Genomic DNA, 19,915 nt, shown 5'->3' on the forward strand with positions numbered 1-19,915 from the left:
CCATGTAAGGCTTCTAGAACACTCGCCGGGGAAGCCCGACTGAGTCGCACATCACATCTATGACGGCGGCATCCACGTCACAGCCGCTGAAGCGCCTGATCTGCTCGGCCGCCTGGTACATCAGCATCTCAAGACCCGGTACTACGGCACCTCCGTGACCATGCCACACCTCAGCGAGGCGGCTGGGCCAAGGATCGTAGGCAACGTCCAGCAGGACACCGGCCCCCGTTCCCGGCAAGGCCGCCAACTCTTCAGCCAACGAATCAGCGGCACGCGGCGGGAAAGTGGAGATCACCAGGTCGGTGCCTGCTACAGCGGTGGCTGCTTCAGTCAACGGCCTGACACTGAGGGAAATTCCGACGGCGGTTGCAGCGGCTTCCGCCTCGCCGGCACGTCCTGCATCACGAACGAAGACATCCACGTGACTGCCGCCAAGTTCCTTGACGGCAGCAACGGCGGCAGCGGAGGTACCGCCGCCACCCAGGATGGCCGCGTGGGGCGTGGAGGCAACCCCTGCATACCGGACCGCCTCGACGATCCCGGCGACATCGGTGTTGTACCCGACGCGGCGCACAGCCCCGCCGCCGTGGTCAAAGACAACGGTGTTGATGACTCCCAACTGGGCGCCCGCGCCGCGGACCTCGTCAACCTCCTTGACCATGGCAGACTTCAACGGCATTGTCACTGAAAGCCCGCACCAGGAGTCATCGCCGCGGAGTGACCCCATGAAGGCTGGAAGGCCGTCCACGGTGACGTCGATTGCGGAGTATTCAATGTCAACGCCCAGTTTGGCGTAGGCCGCAGTGTGCAGGGCCGGTGACTTCGAATGCGAGATCGGATGCCCCAGGACGGCGGCACGACGACTCACACACACCGTCCCGGGTTGGCCTGGCACCACGCGTTGTACTGCTCAACGTAGGTGTTGTGCTCAGCCAGCGTCTTGGAGAACTTGGTTTCTTTGCTGTCCAGGTTGATGGTGACCCAGTACATGTAGTCGTTCTGGGTGGGTTTGGCCGCGGCATCAATGGCAGTCTTGCCCGGTGAGCCAATGGGCCCGGCCGGCAACCCAACATTGGCGTACGTGTTGTACGTATTGGACTTATCGGCCTTCTCTTCCTCCGTGAGATGGAAGGATTTCTTGCCGAGTCCGTAGGTCACCGTCGCATCGGACTGGATCAGGCCGCTGGTTTCCACGTTGTTCGGCTTAAGCCTGTTGTAGATGGCACCGGCCACATTGCCATAGTCCGCCTGACCGCCTTCAGCCTGCACAATGCTGGCGATGGTCACGGTGTCATACTGCTTGCCCGGTTCCGTGATTCCCTGGGACTTGAGCTCATCCAGCGTGGTGGTGGCCAGCTTTTGGATGATGTCCTTTGCCGGCGTGCCGAGCGGGAAGCGGTACTCCCCCGGGGCCAGGAAGCCCTCCAGGTTCTTGGCCTTGGACGGAATGCCGAACTGTGCCGGGGCCTGGTTGAGCGCGTTGAGTTCCTGCATGGAGATACCCGAGCCCTTGGAAATGGCTTCCAGCGACTCATTGATGCGAAGGCCCGCGCTGAGGGCGAAGTACATCACCTTGGACGCGTCCTTGTTGACCAGCACATCCACGGCGTCGGAATTCTTCATCTCGGTCCGGAAGGTGAACTCGCCCGGGGACAATTCACCGCCGTCACTGAGGAACTCCTTGACGAACGCATCAGCGTCGGCCACCACTTTGTTCTCGACGAGTGTGTTGGCAACGACCTTGGGGCCGGAACCTTCTGCAACAGTGATAGTGATCGATCCCGTGCCGGGGCCCGGGTAGTCAGTCACTCTATCCATGCCCAGCAAGGGCTTGAGGAACTGGGCCCCGATGGCGATGGCGGCAACGAAGACACCCAGCGTGATCAGCAGGGCAAGGACGCGACGACGACGGCGGGCCTTCTTGACCGCTGCCTTGGCAGAGGCCGTCTGCTCGACAGGCGCGATGAGGTCGTGGTGGTGCTCATCGTGATGAAGACCGTCGGCGAAGTGCTCATCGTGGTGGGGATCATCGTGGTGCTCATCATGGTGGGGATCATCGTGGTGCTCATCATGGTGAACCCCGTCCGCGTGGTGCTCATCATGGTGAACCCCGTCCGTGTGGTGCTCATCATGGTGAACCCCGTCCACATGGTGCTCATCATGAAGATCGGTGCGCGGCCCATGCCCGGCAACGTCGTGCGTGAGGTCAGGATCCGCATGCCCGGGGTTGTGATGTCCCTCCACCTCGTGGGGCTCTGCGCCGTCCAGGTGATTCCCGCCATGATCCGGTTCAACGGATTGTGCCTCCCCCGGAGCCTCAACGGACGGCGATTCGTCATTGGACGCCGGGGTGGGCTGGTCGGCAGGAATCGGCGCTGAAGACACCGGTTGCGCGGCGGGAACGGGAGGAGCAGCAGGTTTTGACACGGGAACGGGTGGAGCAGCCGGCACGGGTGGCGCAACCGGCGCAAGGGGCACTGCGGGAACAGGACGGGGCAGTTCAGGCTCACGGTCTGCGGACGCAGCGGCTTCCCCCGGGGTCGCTTCGGGAACGGGTACGACGTTGTGGTTCTGCGTGGCGAGGAATCGTTCCCGCGCCCGCAGCTCTTTGCGGGTCAGCGGCATACCGCCGCCGGCGGTACCGCTGGAGGGGTCGTTGTTGACCGGGCTCACAGTTGCAGTCCCCTCGTAGAAGAATCGGGTTCACTGCCGGAGGCATCCAGCAGCGTTGGGGCACTGCTGGGTTTATCGGATTGCGCCGGTGCCTGCACTCGGCGGCCAACGTCCGTTCCTCTGGCTTTTTGCATGTCAATTGCGTGCTGCAGTATTCCAGCAGCGGCAACCTGATCAACCACTTTACGGTGGTTCCTGCTGCTCATGCCAGCTTGGTGCAGGTTGCGGTGTGCCGTGACGGTAGAAAGCCGCTCGTCAACAAGGCTCACGGGGATGTCCAAGCCGGTCCGCATCAGCTCGTTGGCGATGAGTTCGGCGTACGCCGTGGCCATGTCTGCAGAGGCACGTTCCTCACCCTTCATGGTGCGGGGAAGGCCCACGAAGATCTGCACCGCAGGCAGTTCAGCAGCGTGCTTGACTACAACGCGGACGTCGGAGTTCTTCTTGGTGTCCCGTGCAACGGTCTTGAAGGGTGTGGCCAGGATTCCGTCGGGATCGCAGATGGCCACGCCCACTCGGACGGTGCCGACGTCTACCCCCAGCTTGATGCCCCGGGGGTAGACGTCGCTGTTAGTACTTGCAGCCACCGTCAGCGCTTGGCTATCGCATCCACCACCGCTGTGAGGGCCTCAGAGACCTTCCCAGCGTCGGCGCCGCCGCCTTGGGCGACGTCGTCCTTGCCGCCACCGCCACCGCCAAGGATGCCGGCAGCCAGGCGAACCAGCGCACCGGCCTTCACTCCGGCGTCGCGGGCGGCCTCATTGGTGGCAATGAGGATCACCGGGCGGTCATTGCTGACGCCTGCAACAGCCACTGTGGCAGCGTCCGAGCCAAGGCGGCTGCGGAGGTCCAAAGCGAGGTTCCGGAGATCGTCGGCACCGCCGACCTGACCGGCGTCGTGGGCTACTACGCGCACACCCGCAGCGTCCTTTGCAGTGCCCACCAGGTTTGCGGCAGCCGCGGCCAGCTGCTCCTTACGAAGGCGGTCGAGCTCCTTCTCCGTTGCCTTCAGCTTGCTCAGCGTGCTGGAGATGCGGTCGGCGAGTTGCCCGGAGGGAACCTTCAGGAGTTCTGTGAGCTCAGTCACCAAGGCCCGCTCGGCGGCCAGATGACGGAATGCGTCCAGGCCAACGAAGGCTTCAACGCGGCGGTTTCCGGAGCCAACTGACTGCTCTCCCAGCAGCGAAAGGCTGCCGATGAGCGAGGTGTTGGACACGTGCGTTCCACCACACAGCTCGCGGGACCAGGCGCCGTCGATCTCCACGACGCGCACTTCGCTGCCATAGTTTTCGCCGAACAGTGCCATGGCACCCAGCGCCTTGGCTTCAGCGAGCCCCATCACCTTGGTGTCTACCCGGTAATTGTTCCGGATGGCGATGTTGGAGACCTCTTCGATCTCGGACCGCGTGGCTGTGCTCAGACCCTCGCCCCAGGCGAAGTCGAAACGCAGGTAGCCTGCTTTGTTGTAGGAACCACGCTGGGTAGCTTCAGGGCCCAGGATTTGATGCAGGGCGGCGTGCACAATGTGCGTGCCGGTGTGGGCCTGCTCGGCTGCGTGGCGACGTTCACGGTCGACGGCGGCGCGCACCAACGCATCGGAGGCAATCTCGCCTTCGCGGACAATCGCCTTGTGCACACTCAGACCCTTGATGGGCCGCTGAACGTCCAGGACCTCCACCACGAAGCCGTCGCCGGTGATGAGGCCCGTGTCAGCGGACTGGCCACCTGCTTCTGCGTAGAACGGAGTTTCGTTGAGGACCAGCTCAATCTCGTCGCCAGTGGAGGCATGTCCTACAGCACGGCCACCGCTGACGATGCCGCGGACCGAGGATTCGCCCTCAAGTTCGTCATAGCCTGTGAAGACGGTCTCGCCCTTGCCCAGGAGATCCTGGTAGGCGCTGAGGTCCGCGTGGCCGCCCTTCTTACCCTTGGCATCAGCTTGCGCACGTTGGCGCTGCTCGAGCATGAGCGAGCGGAAGCCTGCTTCGTCCACCTTCAGGCCGGCCTCTTCTGCCATTTCCAGCGTCAGGTCGATCGGGAAGCCATAAGTGTCGTGCAGGGCAAAGGCGTCGGCGCCGGAAAGCGGAACACCGGCAGCCTTCGATTCCGCCACCGCATCCTCGAGGCGGGCCGTGCCCGAAGCAATGGTGCGCAGGAACGCCTTTTCTTCGGCGTAGGCAATGCGGCTGATCCGGGCGAAATCCGTCTCCACCACGGGATAGACGCCCTTCATGGCGTCACGGGAGGCGGGAAGAAGGTCCGGCAGGCAGGCTTTTTCGACGCCGAGCAGTCGCATGGCGCGGACTGCGCGTCGAATGAGGCGGCGCAGCACATACCCACGGCCTTCGTTGGACGGCGAAACGCCATCAGCAATCAGCATCAGGGCGGAACGAATGTGATCTCCAACGACGCGCATGCGGACATCGTCCGTGTGGTGCGGGTCCTCCGGCGACTCGGCCGAGGTGTACTCGCGGCCAGACAGTTCAGCAGCCCGGTCGATGACCGGGCGGACCTGGTCGGTTTCGTACATATTCTCGACACCCTGGAGGATCATCGCGAGACGCTCCATGCCCAAGCCGGTGTCGATGTTCTTCTGCGGGAGCTCTCCCGCGATGTCGAAGTCCACCTTGGAACGGACATTCTCGATCTGGTACTGCATGAACACGAGGTTCCAGATCTCGATGTACCGGGTCTCATCGGCCAGCGGACCGCCTTCGATGCCGTAGGCGGGGCCGCGATCATAGTAGATCTCCGAGCAGGGACCGGCGGGGCCCGGCTGGCCGGTGGACCAGTAGTTGTCGGCCTTGCCCATGCGCTGGATGCGCTCAGCGGGGATTTCGGTGTTCTTGAGCCAGAGTTCCTTGGCTTCGTCATCTTCTTCGTAGACGGTCACCCAGAGGCGCTCGGCGGGAAGTCCGTAGCCGCCGTCGTCAACGCTTGTGGTGAGCAGCTCGAAAGCGAACTTGATGGCGTCTTCCTTGAAGTAGTCGCCAAAGGAGAAGTTGCCGCACATCTGGAAGAACGTCCCGTGCCGGGCCGTCTTTCCCACTTCCTCGATGTCTCCGGTACGGATGCATTTCTGGACGCTCGTGGCACGGCTGTACGGAGGTTCTTCGCGCGCAGTCAGGTACGGAATGAACGGCACCATTCCGGCGACGGTGAAGAGAAGGGACGGGTCGCTGGAAACGAGCGACGCGGAGGGAACGGCGGTGTGGCCCTTGCTGACAAAAAAGTCCACCCAGCGTTTGGTGATCTCCTGCGACTTCATTAGCTGATTACTTACCCTTCTCAATTCACTGCACGTTATGTGCGCGGTACCGGCTGGTGCCGTTCCGCAGTTTTCCATTCTGCCCTGTTGCGGGCGTGGGAGCGAACCGCTCCGCTAGCGGCGACCGGCTCCGGCGTCGTCAATCCCCAACGCCGCCCGAAGGTCCTCTTCCCGCTGGTGCATGCCCGTCCGGACCGCATCGGCGAAATCGAACAAGCCGTCAGCCATCCGGCCAACGGCACGGTTCAAGCCATCAGGACCGATGTTCGCCTGGGCCTCAGTGATCTTCCGGAAGGCGATGACGCCGATGGCGACGCCGATGCCCATCCACACAATTCTTTTCATGAGGTTTTGGTCTTCCTATAGTTTTGCGGCTGCCTGCTTCGGCAACTCATCCGTTCAGCGGCTGCGGCGGCCGGAGGAAGGGCCGCGTCGCCCGGCGAAAGCCGAGCGAACGCCGTAGCTGAACGCTGCCACCTTGATCAAGGGAGAACCCACCGTGGCCGCCACCAGCGAGGACAACGCGGAGATGTTGGCCGAGGCGTCGGAGACGTTGGAGGCGATCCCATCAACCTTCTTCAGCTGCTGGTTGGTGGTGGAAACCGTAGCGGTCACTTCATCCATCAAGGGCGTGGCGCCGTCGCTGATGGACCGGATGGAGGTCCGGACCTCATCGAAAACGCCACCCAGCTTCAAGATTGGCACAGCCAACAACAACACGAGGAGCGCGAAGACTCCTGCTGCGATGAGGCCGGCGATGTCGCCACCAGACATAGAACTCTTCTCCTAGGGTTGTTGCATTGCCCTGCACCAGCCGCTGAACGGCTTTGGACAAGGCCTCCCCAGTACCTTACCCACTTTGGACCGGGACCTTACATACAAAGAAGCCCGCGGCATGTGCCACGGGCTTCTTTGTATGCGCTGCTTGAATTTAGCGGGCGTAGAATTCGACGACGAGCTGCTCTTCGCAGATCACGGGGACCTCAGAGCGCTTGGGGCGACGAACCAGGCGTGCCTGCAGGGCGTCGATCTTGACGTCCAGGTACGGCGGCACGTTGTTCAGAACGTGTGCGCCTGCAGCTGCCACCTGGAACGGGGGCATGACCTCGGAGCGGCTGTGAACGTGGATGAGCTGGCCTTCGCCAACGCGGAAGGACGGGCGGTCCACGCGGATGCCGTCAACCATGATGTGGCGGTGCACAACCAGCTGGCGGGCCTGTGCGATGGTGCGGGCGAAGCCTGCACGGAGCACGAGGGCGTCCAGACGCATTTCGAGCAGCTCAACCAGGTTTTCACCGGTCAGGCCCTTGGTGCGGCGTGCTTCTTCGAAGGCACGGGTCATCTGGGCTTCGCGGATGCCGTACTGGGCGCGCAGACGCTGCTTTTCGCGCAGACGTACGGCGTAGTCGGAGTCCTGCTTCTTGCGGGCACGGCCATGCTCACCGGGGCCGTACGGGCGGCGCTCCATGTACTTGGCGGCCTTGGGGGTCAGAGCAATGCCGAGTGCACGCGAAAGGCGTGCGGTACGGCGAGCACGAGTGTTGTTAGCCACTTGTGTCCTTCCAATTACTGCGGTGTGTCAGTGTTACTGGCCTCCATCAGGGAGAGCATCGGCCAACCGCTGCCTCTTGCTACTAGCCCGGGCGCACAGCACTGTTGAAGGAATCTTCAGTGGGATTGTGCGTCGGGCCATGCCAGACAAGGATCAATCCTACCATGCACAACGTGGTTGACGCCCTGTGGACCTTCCAGTGGAAGAGGTGCCATTGCCTACTCCCCCCGCACTATCTTTCGGAGCCGTTCCAGCCTGGCGGCAATGTCACGTTCGGCTCCGTTATTGGTGGGCTGGTAGTAGTCCTTTCCCACCAAATCGTCGGGCGGGTACTGCTGGGTTGCCACACCGTGCGGTTCGTCGTGGGCGTATTTGTAGCTCTTGCCATGCCCCAATTGCTTTGCTCCGGGGTAATGCGCATCCCGCAAATGCATGGGGATGCCGCCGCCAAACCCTGCCCGGACATCAGCCACCGCTTTGTTCAAGCCCATATAGGCGGCATTGGATTTAGGCGCGGTAGCCAAATGGACCACAGCTTCGGCGAGGACGATCCGCCCCTCCGGCATGCCGATCAACTGCACCGCCTGGGCCGCCGCCACTGCCGTTTGCAGCGCTGTGGGATCGGCCATTCCAATGTCTTCAGCGGCGGAAATCACGATGCGCCGTGCAACAAACCGTGGATCTTCGCCCGCTTCAAGCATGCGGGCCAGGTAATGCAGCGCGGCATCGACATCCGAGCCACGGATGGATTTGATGAAAGCACTGGCGACGTCGTAATGCTGATCCCCTGCACGGTCATAGCGAACCGCAGCGGCGTCCAGGGCACGCTCGGTATGACGCAGTTCCACCAGCACCGGAGCGTCAGGGGCGCGGTCGTTGGCGGGTCCCGGCTCGCCGTCGTCGTTGGTTGCTTCAGCGTCGCCCGATTCTTCAGCGTCGCTGTCCTCCTCCGGCACGGCATCGGTACCGGCCGGTTCAGAAGGCCCGACGGCGGTACTGTCACCGAACGCGACCCCGGCAGCGGCTTCCAGCGCGGTCAACGCCCTGCGGGCATCGCCGCCGGAGAGGCGAACCAGGTGGTCCAGCGCCTCCGGGCTGAGCTCCACACGTCCGGCAAGGCCACGGGCATCGGCGACGGCCCGTTGCAGCAATCCCGCAATGTCGTCATCGGTGAGCGGCTTCAGCGTCAGCAGCAGCGACCTCGACAACAGGGGCGACACCACCGAAAATGATGGGTTTTCCGTGGTCGCGGCGACCAGCACCACCCAGCGGTTCTCGACACCCGGCAGCAGGGCGTCTTGCTGGGCCTTGTTAAAGCGATGGATCTCGTCCAGGAAGAGGACGGTGGTTTTCTTATAGAGATCGCGGGCCGTCAAGGCCTCATCCATGACGCGCCGGACATCTTTGACGCCTGCGGTGATCGCAGACAATTCCACGAACTTCCTTCCGGGACCCCGCGCGATCACATGGGCCAGCGTGGTTTTGCCCGTACCGGGAGGGCCCCAAAGGATCACGGAGCTCGGTCCGGCAGGACCGGCAGCCTCAGCCCCGGCCGCCAGCTGCCGGAGTGGCGAACCGTGGCCCAGCAGGTGCTGCTGCCCCACGACGTCGTCCAAGGTGCGGGGGCGCATCCGCACTGCCAGTGGACTGCGCTGGGACGCCATCCAGTGTGCATCGGAAGGCCCCCGGAGGGAATCCGGCGTGGCCGGCAGTTCCTCCGACTCGTCGTCGTTGTCTGCACCGGCACCAAAGAGATCTTCCACATGGATAGGCTACTCATAGTTCCAGCAAAGGAGACATCCACCATGGACCGCCGAGCATCAGCCCCGCGTCAGCAGGCCATCAGGACCGCCTTGGTGTCCGCCGCCCGGTTGCAGGGTTGGGTGGAACGGTTCGCGGCCGGCCACGGTCCCGTGGTGGAAGACCTCGACGACGGCGGCCTCCTCCTCCGCGCAGCCGACGGAGCCACCGCGCTGCTGAGGGCGCCATGGCCGTCGGACGGACGCCCTGGCCGAGGGGGCAGCGAAATCCACCGCCTCGCCTCGTTGGCCGCCCAGGAACGGGGACTGGGCCTGCTGCTGGTCCGGCGCGGCGGTTATGCCGTGGCCTCGGCCAGTGGCACCACCATCCTCGCCTCGAAGAGCGGCAACCGCTTCATCGATGCCAGGTCCACGGCGGAACATGCGGCCAGGATCTTCTCGGAGCACCGGATGGAGTACATCGTTCCCGGCGGAGACAGGGCCTTGGTGGATCAGGTCCTTGCGCAGCCCGTCCTCAAGGCGTTCACCGGCCGCGCACGGCTGGCATTCCTGGACATTCAGGAGATCAAATCCGCGGCCCTGCAGAAAGCGGCAGCAGACGCCTGCTCGATTCGGATCACGGTGACTGATCCGGAGCATGCGGGTTAGCAGCCGCTGAGGGCACGTTTCAGGGGAGCCTGCCGGTACACGTAGCTGCCGTAGTCCATGAATCCCGCCTGTGTGTACAGCGACTGTGCCCCGTGATTGGCGGCCGTGACCAAAAGCCAGACCCCCTGAAGATCCCGCCCCGCGCCGGCATGCAGCAACGCGGCCAGCACCTGGGCGGCGTATCCGCGCCGGCGGTGCCCGGCAGAGGTCGCCATGCTGTAGATGCCGCCCCAGCCGTCAACCAGGGCGAGGCGTCCGACGGCGGCGGGGACGCCGTCGTCGTCCCTCACCATGGCGTACAGCGCCGGACAGGCGGTGAGGATCCTGTGGGCAACGGACAATTCGGCCTCACCACCGCGGCCGTCGACGGACCACCAGAGACGGAGCCATTCCTCAGAAGGCAGTTCGAGCATCTCCACCTTCGGCGGACTGGGCGGCACGTCGTCCAGTCCGCGGAGCATAATCTTCGTTTCAGACTGCCGGGTGAAGCGCCGGCCGTCCAGGACATCATTGAGGGCAGCACTGCGGGAGTCATCGAACACTTGGAAAATCAACGGCAGGCGGCGGCGCCTGTACCACTCCGAGGCGGCGCTGACGGATCGCTCAAGGTCAGCGGCAGACTCGGAGCCTGTGGCCACTTCATGACTGTCTGCACTGCCTGCACTTTTTGCACTGTCTGCCGGAGTGGCCGGCCACACGGAGTTAGCCCGCTGCGTCACCCCGTTCGAAGCACGGAGCACCCACTTCCCTGCGCTTTCGCCAACAAGGTCTTCACGCTCAAGGGCCGGCCAGGCCTTGTCCATGAGCGTTTCCAGGAAAGCTTGCTCCGGCATCCAGCAGCACCTTTCGTTGAGGGAGTCTTCGGGAGAAACGCCAAAGGCCCTCCACCGGAGTGGAGAGCCTTTGGTGACCGTTTAGACGGTGGTGGTTTCCGGCTTGGCTGCAGGTTTGGCTTCGGGCTTGAAGTCGACGCCTGCCTCCTTGCGCTGCTGCGGGGTGATCGGTGCAGGAGCGGCGGTCAGGGGATCATAGCCGTTGCCCGACTTCGGGAACGCAATGACGTCGCGGATGGACTCCACGCCGGCGAGCAAGGCCACGACGCGGTCCCAGCCGAGGGCCATTCCGCCGTGCGGAGGGGCGCCGTACTTGAAGCCTTCCAGCAGGAAGCCGAACTTGGTTTCGGCGTCTTCCTTGTCCAGCCCCATGAGCTGGAAGACCCGTTCCTGCACTTCGCGCTGGTGGATACGGATGGAACCGCCACCGATCTCATTGCCGTTGCAGACGATGTCATAGGCGTACGACAACGCGGATTCCGGGTCCTGATCGAAGGTGTCCAGGAACTCCGGCTTGGGCGAGGTGAACGCGTGGTGCACAGCCGTCCACTGGCCTCCACCCACAGCGACGTCACCGGAAGCGACGGCCGCGGCGGCGGGCTCGAACATGGGAGCGTCCACGATCCAGACGAACGCCCAGTCGTTGGGGTCGATCAGGCCGGTGCGGTGACCGATTTCAACGCGGGCAGCACCGAGCAGGGCGCGGGCCGCTGACTTCTCACCGGCGGCGAAGAAGATGCAGTCGCCCGGTTTGGCACCCACGGCGTCGGCCAGTCCGGCACGCTCTTCTTCCGTGAGGTTCTTGGCAACGGGGCCGGCGAGCTCGCCGTCCTCCTTGAAGAGCACGTAGGCAAGACCCTTGTGCCCGCGCTGCTTGGCGAATTCCTGCCAGCCGTCCAGAGTACGGCGGGGCTGCGAAGCTCCGCCGGGCATGACCACTGCGCCGACGTAGGGTGCCTTGAAGACTCCGAAGTTGGTGTCCTTGAAGAAGTCCGTAAGCTCTGTCAGCTCCACGCCGAAACGCAGGTCCGGCTTGTCCGAGCCGTACTTGGCCATGGCATCCAGATATGTCATGCGACGGATCGGGGTGGGGATCTCGACGTCGATGAGCTGCCACAGTGCCTTGACGATTGCCTCGCCAAGCTCAATGACATCGTCCTGGTCCACGAAACTGGCTTCGATATCCAGCTGGGTGAACTCCGGCTGGCGGTCCGCGCGGAAGTCCTCGTCACGGTAGCAACGGGCAATCTGGTAGTACTTCTCAAAGCCACCCACCTGGAGCAGCTGCTTGAAAAGCTGCGGCGACTGCGGCAGGGCATACCAGGAACCCGGCGCCAGGCGTGCCGGGACAACAAAGTCGCGGGCGCCTTCCGGCGTCGAACGCGTCAGCGTGGGCGTCTCAATTTCGACGTAGCCGCGCTGGTGCAGCAGTTCGCGGGCCACACGGTTGGCCTCCGAACGCAGGCGCATGTTGCGGGCGGGGCCGGGGCGGCGAAGGTCCAGGTAACGGTGCTTAAGGCGTGCTTCCTCGCCGACTTCAACGTGTTCGTCGATCTGGAACGGAAGCGGCTCGGAGGTGTTGAGGATGACCACCTTGTCAGCGATCACCTCGATGTCACCCGTCGCCAGAGCCGGGTTTTCGTTGCCTTCGGGACGCTTGTTGACGGTACCCGTCACCTGCAGGACGTACTCGTTCCGCAGGCCATGGAAGACCTCTTCCTCACGGACTACCACCTGGGCGACACCGGACGCGTCACGCAGGTCAACGAATGCAACGCCACCGTGATCACGGCGGCGGCCCACCCAGCCGGCCAGGGTAACGGTTTGTCCAATGTGCTCGGATCGAAGTGACCCGAGGTCATGTGTGCGCAGCACAGCATTCCTTTCAGCATGAAATTTATAGGGACCGCTGCAAGGCGGTCCCGTCCGAGTTTACCCGCCCCGGCCGCGGCTCCCGCCCAACGGCGGAACAAGCGATGCCTGTATCAGGCGGTGGTGACGCGGACGTACAAGTCCTCTTCCGACGGCGTCCATTCTGCGGGGTCTGCGTCAATCTGCTCGCCGGTACGGATGTCCTTGACCTGGTGCTTGCCGTCCTCGTCGGTAAACCACACGAACGGGATACCGCGCCGGTCGGCGAACTTGATCTGCTTGCCGAACTTCTCGGCCTTCGCAGCAACTTCGGTGGCAATGCCCCTCCCCCGCAACTGTGCCGCGATATCCTGCGCCGCAGACCAGCTGTCGTCCGTATTCAAGGCAACCAGGACCGCTGTAGGGACCGAGCGCGAGGCCGTCGCCAGCTCCTGGCTTAGGATGCGCGATACGAGCCGCGTCACACCGATGGAAAGGCCGACGCCGGGGAACTTGCGGTTGCCCTTGCTGGCCAGGGCGTCATAGCGGCCACCGGAGCAAATGGAACCGAGCTGCTCGTGGCCCACCAACACGGTTTCGACGACAGTTCCGGTGTAGTAATCCAAGCCGCGGGCGATGCTCAAATCGGCAACCACCTTGCCCGGGGCACGCTGAACGGCCGCCTGGATGACCTGCTCCAGCTCGTTGAGCCCTTCCTCCAGGAGTTCATCAGTGACACCCAAAGCGCGTACCTGCTGGACGAAGGAGGTGTCTTCAGTGCGGATACTTGCCAATTGCAAGGCCAAGCCGGCTTGCTCGTCCGTGGCACCGAGCTCGCTCTTCAACAGCTCGGCCACCCTCGCAGCGCCGATCTTTTCCAGTTTGTCGATGCTGCGCAGGACCCCGGCAGTGTCCGTCAGGCCGATGCCGCGATAGAAACCCTCGGCCAGCTTCCGGTTGTTGATCCGGAGCCGGAAATCCGGAATCGGCAAGGCGCTCAGTGCCTCGGCGATGACCAGGGCAATCTCGACGTCATAGCGGAACGGAAGCTCGCCGTCGCCCACCACATCGATGTCCGCCTGGGTGAACTCACGGGCGCGGCCTTCCTGCGGCCGCTCGCCACGCCAGACCTTCTGGATCTGGTAGCGGCGGAACGGGAATGCCAGGTACCCGGCGTTCTCCACCACGTAACGGGCGAAGGGAACAGTCAGGTCGAAGTGCAGTGCCAAGGCGTTGGGATCCGCTTTATCTGACTTCTCAGCCTCACCCTCGTCATCCTGGAGCCGGCTGAGCCCGTAAACCTCTTTGTCGATCTCGCCTTTGCGGAGCAACTGCCCCACAGTTTCCACTGCCCTGGTCTCGATGGACGAAAACCCGTGCAACTCGAACGTCTTGCGGAGTGTATCCAGCACATGGAGCTCCACCAACCGCTCCTGGGGAAGCCACTCGGGGAATCCGGACAGGGAGGCGGTACGTGCCATGGTGGAAATGTCTCCTCGAAGAAAGCTGACGCTGGTACAGGACCCACAGCTTTAAACGCCCGTACGGCGTTTACAGGGCGGGCGTGCAGCCGGTCATGCATAAACTATGTGCGGCAGCCAGTTTATGCTTTCGGCGCGTGCACATCTAATGCAGCATGCCCGGGTTCCTGTCGGCGGCCCCGGAAAGTGGACACAATCAGGAGGACTCTTGGCAACAAGGTCGCGGGATGACCGCGAAGCGAAACGTCGCATCAGGCAGATGGAAGCCAAGCGCGCCCTGCGGCAGGAACAGGGCAAGCGACGCAAACGCGACAACACCATCGCCATCGGCGCGGGTACAGCGGCAGTGATCCTCGCCGTCGTGCTTCAACTGACCGTCTTCAACTCCAACCCCACCGAGGCTGAGTTCGCTGCTGCAGAAGCGGGCATAAGCTCTCCGTCCGCTTCTCCGTCTGCGTCTGCGTCCAACAGTCCGGACGTTCCCAGCCGTGATACCGCAGCGGGTAAAACCTTCACCGGTGAGCTGGCGCTGAACAGCGGCGTGCTGGGCATCGAACTGAACGGCACTGCGGCACCGCAGGCCGCCGCAGTCCTCAAGTCATTGAGCGACGCCAGCTACTACAACGGAAAGTTCTGCCACCGCCTGACGACCTCGGAAACCTTCGGACTGCTGCAGTGCGGCGCCCCGTCCGAAGACGGCGCGGACGACCCCAACTACCGATGGGGTCCGCTGGAAAACACGCCCGCAGACAACAAGTACCCGGCAGGAACGATTGCAGTGGCCCGCAGCGGGAACAACGCCTACGGCAACGGGCACCAGTTCTTCATCGTCTACAAGGACACCACCATTCCTGCTGACACGGCCGGTGGATACACCGTAGTGGGCAAGGTAACAAGCGGCTTGGACGTGGTCACCAACATCGCCGCAGCAGGCCTGAAAACCGGCGAAAGCACCAGTGACGGCGCCCCTGTGGCACCTGTCACGATAGACTCGTTTTCTGTGAAGTAACCAGCTCCAGGCCCCGGCCCGGGGTGCATTACCTGAGCAGTCCCTCCAAGCGAAAGACTTTTAGCGGTGACAGACAGTCAGAAATCCGACGAAACAGCAGTAGTGGCCAACGAAGAAGAAGCAGTCGAGGCGATCAGGCCCGACCATGCGGAAACCTCCGTCGCGCCGGCAGCTGCACAAGAACCAGCGCCTGTTGATGAGGCAGCAGCCCAGACCGAGGCAGCAGCCGGTGACAACCCGGCACCTGCAGCGACGCCCGGGGCCGAAGCAGCCGCCAATGAGCCGGCCGCACCGCGACCTGCCCCGTCAGCAGCCCCGACACCTGCAGCGCTTGCGGCCCGCCCCAAGGCTCCCGCCGCCGTCGTTCCCGCTGCCCCTGCCGTGTCCGCCGCGTCGCTTGCCGAGGCAGCCAAGTGGGGCCGCGCCGAAGGTGATGGCCACGTGTTCCTGACGCTGGATGGTGAGGAGATCGCCGTCGGCCAGTACCCGGGTGTCAGTCCCGACGAAGCACTGGGTTACTTCGCCCGGAAGTTCGACGACATTATTGCCCAGGTTGTCCTGTTGGAACACCGTGTGGAATCCAAGGCCCCGGCCACGGACATGCAAAAGACTGTCACCCATCTGCGCGAGCAACTTGCAGAGCGCACCATGGTGGGCGATATCCGGTCTGCGGAAACACGCCTGGATGCCCTTTCCACCCAGATCGTGGAGCTGGAAAAATCAGAGAAGGCTGCACACGAGGCTGTGCGGGCCGGCGAACTCGCTGCCCGCGAAGCAATCGTGTCCGAAGCCGAGTCCATTGCCGGGCAGGATCCTGCCCAGATTCAATGGAAGACCTCCAGCGCCCGCATGAACGAGTTGTTTGAAACCTGGAAGACGGCGCAGAAGAGCGGCGTACGTTTGGGGCGGAGCAACGAGGACGCATTGTGGAAGCGGTTCCGTTCGGCCCGCACAGTCTTTGACCGTCACCGCCGCGCCTACTTCTCGCAACTTGACAGCAACAATTCAGCAGCAAAGTCTGCCAAGGAAGCGCTGATCGCCGAGGCCGAGGCCCTCTCCACTTCCACCGATTGGGGATTCGCCGCCGGTGAATACCGCAGGCTGATGGACCAGTGGAAGGCAACGCCCCGCGCGAGCCGCAAGGATGACGACGCACTGTGGGGCCGGTTCCGCGCCGCACAGGACGTCTTCTTCAGCAACCGCCAGGCGGCCAACGACCAGATCGACCAGGAGTACACCGCGAACCTGGTGGTCAAGGAGCAGCTCGTAGCCGAAGCGCAGGCCCTGCTTCCCATCAAGGACCTCAACGCGGCCAAGAAGGCCCTCCAGTCCATCAGGGACCGCTGGGAAGATGCCGGCAAGGTTCCGCGTGGGGACATGGGACGCATCGAGGCCGGACTCCGCAAGGTTGAAGACGCCGTCAAGGAAGCCGAAGAAGAGAAGTGGCGCCGGAGCAACCCGGAGACCAAGGCGCGCACCAACAGCGCCCTCTCGCAACTGGAAGCTGCCATCGCCGGTCTCAAGGATGACCTTGAAAAGGCTGAAAAGGCAGGCGACCAGCGCCGTATCAAGACTGCCCGCGAGGCTTTGGAGGCCCGCCAGGCGTGGCTGGACCAGATTCAGCGCTCTGCCAGCGATCTCGCCTAGCGCTCTTGGGTTAGCAGTACCGCAGGCTCCGTTCCGGTTATCCACATAACCGGAACGGAGCCTGTACTGCTTGGGCGGCTGCGCGGAATGATCGGTGGATGGACCCCGCTGTCGCCGCCCCGCACTTATCGGAGCCGGCCATCCCAGAGCTGTACTCCCCCCACCGGATCTTCACCTGGAACGAACTGCAGAGCATGGCCTTCGACGGCATCCTGCTGCCGCTCTACGGGAAGAGTTACGCCTCGCCGGGAACCGCAATCACCCATCGCCTCCGGGCCCGCGCAGCAGCCCTCACAGTTCCGGAACGGATCCGGACCAAAGTAGTTGCCGGGCGGCTGACCGCCGCGTGGATCTACGGCTGCGCGAACCCCCGGAGCGCCTGTCACTCCTGGTTGATGCGAAGCACCGCATTTCAAGTCTGCGCGGAAGCACCGCCTGCAGCCTCCACGAAGTGCGGCTGGGTCAGATGGACGTAGTGAGCCTGGGCGGGATGCTGGTGAGCAGCCCGCTCCGCACTGCAGCGGACATCGCCTTGCACGTGGAGAGTGACCGCGCCCTGCCTGTCCTGAGGCGCCTCCTGGCCAAGAAAGACCTCGGGATCCGGTTGAGACTCCTCACGCTGGCCGTGGAGGCAGCACCGCGGGTTCCCCACAAGCGGCGTGCCCTGGCCACCCTTGCACACCTTGCTGCCGGCTAGCTCCGCCGCCTGTTACCTGTGGTGCGGTAGACATCAAAGACGCCATCAATGCGGCGTACGGCATTCAGGACGTGGTGCAAGTACTTGGGGTCGCCCATTTCAAAAGCGAACTTCGAGATGGCAACCCTGTCGCTCGAGGTGTGGACCGAGGCAGCGAGGATGTTCACGTGGTTCTCGGACAGAATCCGCGTCACGTCGGACAACAGGGATTTACGGTCCAACGCCTCCACCTGGATTTCCACCAGGAAGACGCTCGACTGTGTGGGAGCCCACTCCACTTCCACGATTCTGTCCGGCTGGTCCCGGAGTCCCGAAACGTTGGTGCAATCGGTCCGGTGGACGGAGACACCCGAGCCGCGGGTGACGAATCCCAGGATGGGGTCCGGTGGAACGGGTGTGCAACAACGGGCCAGTTTGACCCAGACGTCGCCCACACCACGGACGATGACTCCGGAGTCCGAGAATTTGGACTTGGCAACCTGCGTCGGAATGCTGACTTCGTCGAGGTCTTCATCCGGAGTCTCGTGGCCTCCCAAGTGCTCGACGAGTTTTTCCATCACGGATTGGGCGGACGTATGTCCATCACCGACGCCCGCATAGAGACCGGAGATATCAACGTAGTGGAAGTCCTCGGCCACCGCAGACAAGGCATCGTGCGTCATCAGGCGCTGCAACGGCAGGTTTTGCTTCCGCATGGCCCGCGTCAGCATGTCCTTGCCGCGATCGATTGCTTCTTCGCGGCGTTCCTTGGTGAACCACTGGCGGATCTTGTTGCGTGCACGTGCCGACTTGACGAAGTGTTGCCAGTCCTGGCTGGGACCGGCTCCTTCAGCCTTGGACGTGAAGATCTCCACCCAGTCGCCATGGTTCAGCTCACTGTTGAGCGGGACCAGCTTGCCGTTGACGCGGGCCCCGATGGTCCTGTGGCCGACCTCCGTGTGGACGGCGTAGGCAAAATCAACGGGAGTCGATCCCGCGGGCAGAGCCATGACCTCACCCTTCGGGGTGAAGACGAAAACTTCGCGTGCATTAATTTCGTAACGCAGGGAGTCCAGGAACTCGCCGGGGTCCGACGTTTCCTGCTGCCAGTCCACCAGGGACCTCAACCAGCCCATGTCCCCGTCGCGCGGGCTGCCGGGGCCCTGCGCCGTGCGGTTTGGCTGGTCCTTGTACTTCCAGTGCGCTGCCACACCGTACTCGGCCCGGCGATGCATTTCATGGGTTCGGATTTGGATCTCCACGGGCTTGCCGCCCGGGCCGATCACCGTGGTGTGCAGCGATTGGTACATGTTGAACTTGGGCATGGCGATGTAGTCCTTGAACCGCCCCGGAAGGGGATTCCATCGCGAATGCAGGGTACCCAGTGCTGCGTAACAGTCCCGGACCGAGTCCACCAGGACGCGCACGCCCATGAGGTCGTTGATGTCGTCGAAGTCCTTATCCCGGACGATCATCTTCTGGTAAATCGAGTAGTAGTGCTTGGGACGCCCGGTGATGGTCGCCTTGATCCTGGCGGTGCGCAAATCATCTGCTATCTGGTTGCGGATGACACTGAGGCTCTTCTCGCGCTCAGGCGTACGGTCCCCCACCATGCGCACGATTTCCTCGTACACCTTGGGGTACAGGGCAGCGAAGGACAGGTCTTCGAGCTCCCACTTGATGGTGTTCATGCCCAGGCGGTGAGCCAGGGGGGCAAAGATCTCCAGCGTTTCACGAGCCTTGCGCGAGGAAGACTCAGCGGAGACAAAGCGCCACGTACGGGCGTTGTGCAGGCGGTCCGCCAACTTGATCATCAGGACCCGAATGTCCTTGGCCATGGCCACAACCATCTTGCGGACGGTCTCTGATTGCGCGGCTTCGCCAAAGCTGACCTTGTCCAGTTTGGTCACGCCATCCACCAGCATGGCAACCTCGGGACCAAAATCCCTCGTCAGGTCAGCCAGCGTGTAGGGGGTGTCCTCCACGGTGTCGTGAAGCAACGCCGCCGCCAGAGTGGTGCCTGTCATTCCGAGTTCAGCCAGGATGGTGGCCACGGCCACCGGATGGGTGATGTAGGGATCACCACTCTTGCGTTTCTGGCCCTGGTGGCTTCGCTCTGCTATGGCGAAGGCCCGCTGGATCAGGTCAAAGTCCTCTTTGGGGTTGTTGGCCCGTACTGTCCGCAGCAAAGGTTCGAGGATCGGAGAGTACGGAGCCACGCCACGGCCGGTCAGACGGGCCAAACGGGAACGTGTACGCTCCCGGCGCCCCGGAAAGGTTGGACGCGCGCCAGGGGTATCCACCGGAACAGCTCCCGCAGTCCGTCCAGCCATGCTTGTTGCTGGAACCGCCACAGCATTGTGGCCGTCTTCCCCGCCCGCCGGTGGTGCCGACGTCGCACGTTCTTCCACAGAAGTACCCCTCACAACCGAATAATTCTCTAAGTCTATTCCCGTAAGTGAATGCTTCTGCAAATGGGCAGCACATGACGCACGGGACGGGCAAGTCAAAGAGCCG

Annotated in this window: 17 protein-coding genes; 5 read left to right on the plus strand and 12 right to left on the minus strand. The window is 63.3% G+C overall.

What is annotated here, in order from left to right; all coding sequences use genetic code 11:
• Nucleotides 1-13: 13 nt before the first annotated feature.
• The 8 genes from CGK93_RS13225 to CGK93_RS13260 form a co-directional block, all read right to left on the minus strand.
• A complete protein-coding gene (locus CGK93_RS13225) occupies nt 14-868 on the minus strand; it encodes a shikimate dehydrogenase (RefSeq protein WP_089595234.1) in 855 nt (284 codons plus the stop codon).
• The gene (gene mltG, locus CGK93_RS13230) at nt 865-2,673 is read right to left on the minus strand and encodes an endolytic transglycosylase MltG (RefSeq protein ID WP_089595235.1); all 1,809 of its coding nucleotides are present in this window, start codon (nt 2,671-2,673) and stop codon (nt 865-867) included. The genes CGK93_RS13225 and mltG overlap by 4 nt, the downstream gene beginning before the upstream one ends.
• Nucleotides 2,670-3,260 (minus strand): Holliday junction resolvase RuvX, encoded by a 591-nt coding sequence (ruvX, locus tag CGK93_RS13235; protein ID WP_089595236.1) that lies wholly within the window; start codon nt 3,258-3,260, stop codon nt 2,670-2,672. Before ruvX ends, mltG begins: the two co-directional genes overlap by 4 nt.
• Nucleotides 3,261-3,262: 2 nt before the next feature.
• A complete protein-coding gene (gene alaS / locus CGK93_RS13240; RefSeq protein ID WP_089595237.1) occupies nt 3,263-5,941 on the minus strand; it encodes an alanine--tRNA ligase in 2,679 nt (892 codons plus the stop codon).
• A gap of 114 nt (nt 5,942-6,055) precedes the next feature.
• Nucleotides 6,056-6,286 (minus strand): hypothetical protein, encoded by a 231-nt coding sequence (locus CGK93_RS13245; protein ID WP_026540817.1) that lies wholly within the window; start codon nt 6,284-6,286, stop codon nt 6,056-6,058.
• 54 nt (nt 6,287-6,340) lie between these two features.
• On the minus strand, nt 6,341-6,715 hold the full coding sequence (locus CGK93_RS13250; protein WP_089595238.1) for a DUF948 domain-containing protein: 375 nt from the start codon (nt 6,713-6,715) through the stop codon (nt 6,341-6,343).
• A gap of 157 nt (nt 6,716-6,872) precedes the next feature.
• Nucleotides 6,873-7,493 (minus strand): 30S ribosomal protein S4, encoded by a 621-nt coding sequence (rpsD, locus tag CGK93_RS13255; RefSeq protein WP_026540819.1) that lies wholly within the window; start codon nt 7,491-7,493, stop codon nt 6,873-6,875.
• 218 nt (nt 7,494-7,711) lie between these two features.
• Nucleotides 7,712-9,256, minus strand: coding sequence for a replication-associated recombination protein A (locus CGK93_RS13260; RefSeq protein ID WP_089595239.1), 1,545 nt, complete (start codon nt 9,254-9,256; stop codon nt 7,712-7,714).
• Between the two features lie 42 nt (nt 9,257-9,298).
• On the opposite strand from CGK93_RS13260, the gene CGK93_RS13265 reads away from it, so the two are divergent.
• Nucleotides 9,299-9,901, plus strand: a complete 603-nt coding sequence (locus CGK93_RS13265; RefSeq protein ID WP_089595240.1) for a Vms1/Ankzf1 family peptidyl-tRNA hydrolase — start codon at nt 9,299-9,301, stop codon at nt 9,899-9,901.
• Here CGK93_RS13265 and CGK93_RS13270 read toward each other — a convergent pair.
• From CGK93_RS13270 to hisS, 3 genes are all read right to left on the minus strand, one after another.
• Nucleotides 9,898-10,734 carry a GNAT family N-acetyltransferase gene (locus CGK93_RS13270; protein ID WP_089595241.1) on the minus strand — a complete coding sequence of 279 codons (837 nt, stop codon included), beginning with the start codon at nt 10,732-10,734 and terminating at the stop codon, nt 9,898-9,900. The genes CGK93_RS13265 and CGK93_RS13270 overlap by 4 nt on opposite strands.
• A gap of 81 nt (nt 10,735-10,815) precedes the next feature.
• Nucleotides 10,816-12,609, minus strand: coding sequence for an aspartate--tRNA ligase (gene aspS, locus CGK93_RS13275; protein ID WP_089595242.1), 1,794 nt, complete (start codon nt 12,607-12,609; stop codon nt 10,816-10,818).
• 110 nt (nt 12,610-12,719) lie between these two features.
• The gene (hisS, locus tag CGK93_RS13280; RefSeq protein WP_089595243.1) at nt 12,720-14,066 is read right to left on the minus strand and encodes a histidine--tRNA ligase; all 1,347 of its coding nucleotides are present in this window, start codon (nt 14,064-14,066) and stop codon (nt 12,720-12,722) included.
• 208 nt (nt 14,067-14,274) lie between these two features.
• On the opposite strand from hisS, the gene CGK93_RS13285 reads away from it, so the two are divergent.
• The 4 genes from CGK93_RS13285 to CGK93_RS24140 all read left to right on the plus strand — a co-directional run bounded on the left by CGK93_RS13285 (nt 14,275) and on the right by CGK93_RS24140 (nt 17,419).
• Nucleotides 14,275-15,075 (plus strand): peptidylprolyl isomerase, encoded by an 801-nt coding sequence (locus tag CGK93_RS13285; RefSeq protein ID WP_198318221.1) that lies wholly within the window; start codon nt 14,275-14,277, stop codon nt 15,073-15,075.
• Nucleotides 15,076-15,141: 66 nt separating this feature from the next.
• The gene (locus tag CGK93_RS13290; protein ID WP_089595244.1) at nt 15,142-16,722 is read left to right on the plus strand and encodes a DUF349 domain-containing protein; all 1,581 of its coding nucleotides are present in this window, start codon (nt 15,142-15,144) and stop codon (nt 16,720-16,722) included.
• Between the two features lie 98 nt (nt 16,723-16,820).
• Nucleotides 16,821-17,198 (plus strand): hypothetical protein, encoded by a 378-nt coding sequence (locus tag CGK93_RS24135; RefSeq protein ID WP_232481313.1) that lies wholly within the window; start codon nt 16,821-16,823, stop codon nt 17,196-17,198.
• A complete protein-coding gene (locus CGK93_RS24140; protein ID WP_232481314.1) occupies nt 17,189-17,419 on the plus strand; it encodes a hypothetical protein in 231 nt (76 codons plus the stop codon). The genes CGK93_RS24135 and CGK93_RS24140 overlap by 10 nt, the downstream gene beginning before the upstream one ends.
• On the opposite strand, the gene CGK93_RS13300 is transcribed toward CGK93_RS24140, so the two are convergent.
• The gene (locus CGK93_RS13300) at nt 17,416-19,809 is read right to left on the minus strand and encodes a RelA/SpoT family protein (protein ID WP_089595245.1); all 2,394 of its coding nucleotides are present in this window, start codon (nt 19,807-19,809) and stop codon (nt 17,416-17,418) included. The two genes, CGK93_RS24140 and CGK93_RS13300, sit on opposite strands and share 4 nt — an antisense overlap.
• Between the last annotated feature and the right edge of the window lie 106 nt (nt 19,810-19,915).

It is taken from the genome of Arthrobacter sp. YN, assembly GCF_002224285.1.
Classification (GTDB): domain Bacteria; phylum Actinomycetota; class Actinomycetes; order Actinomycetales; family Micrococcaceae; genus Arthrobacter.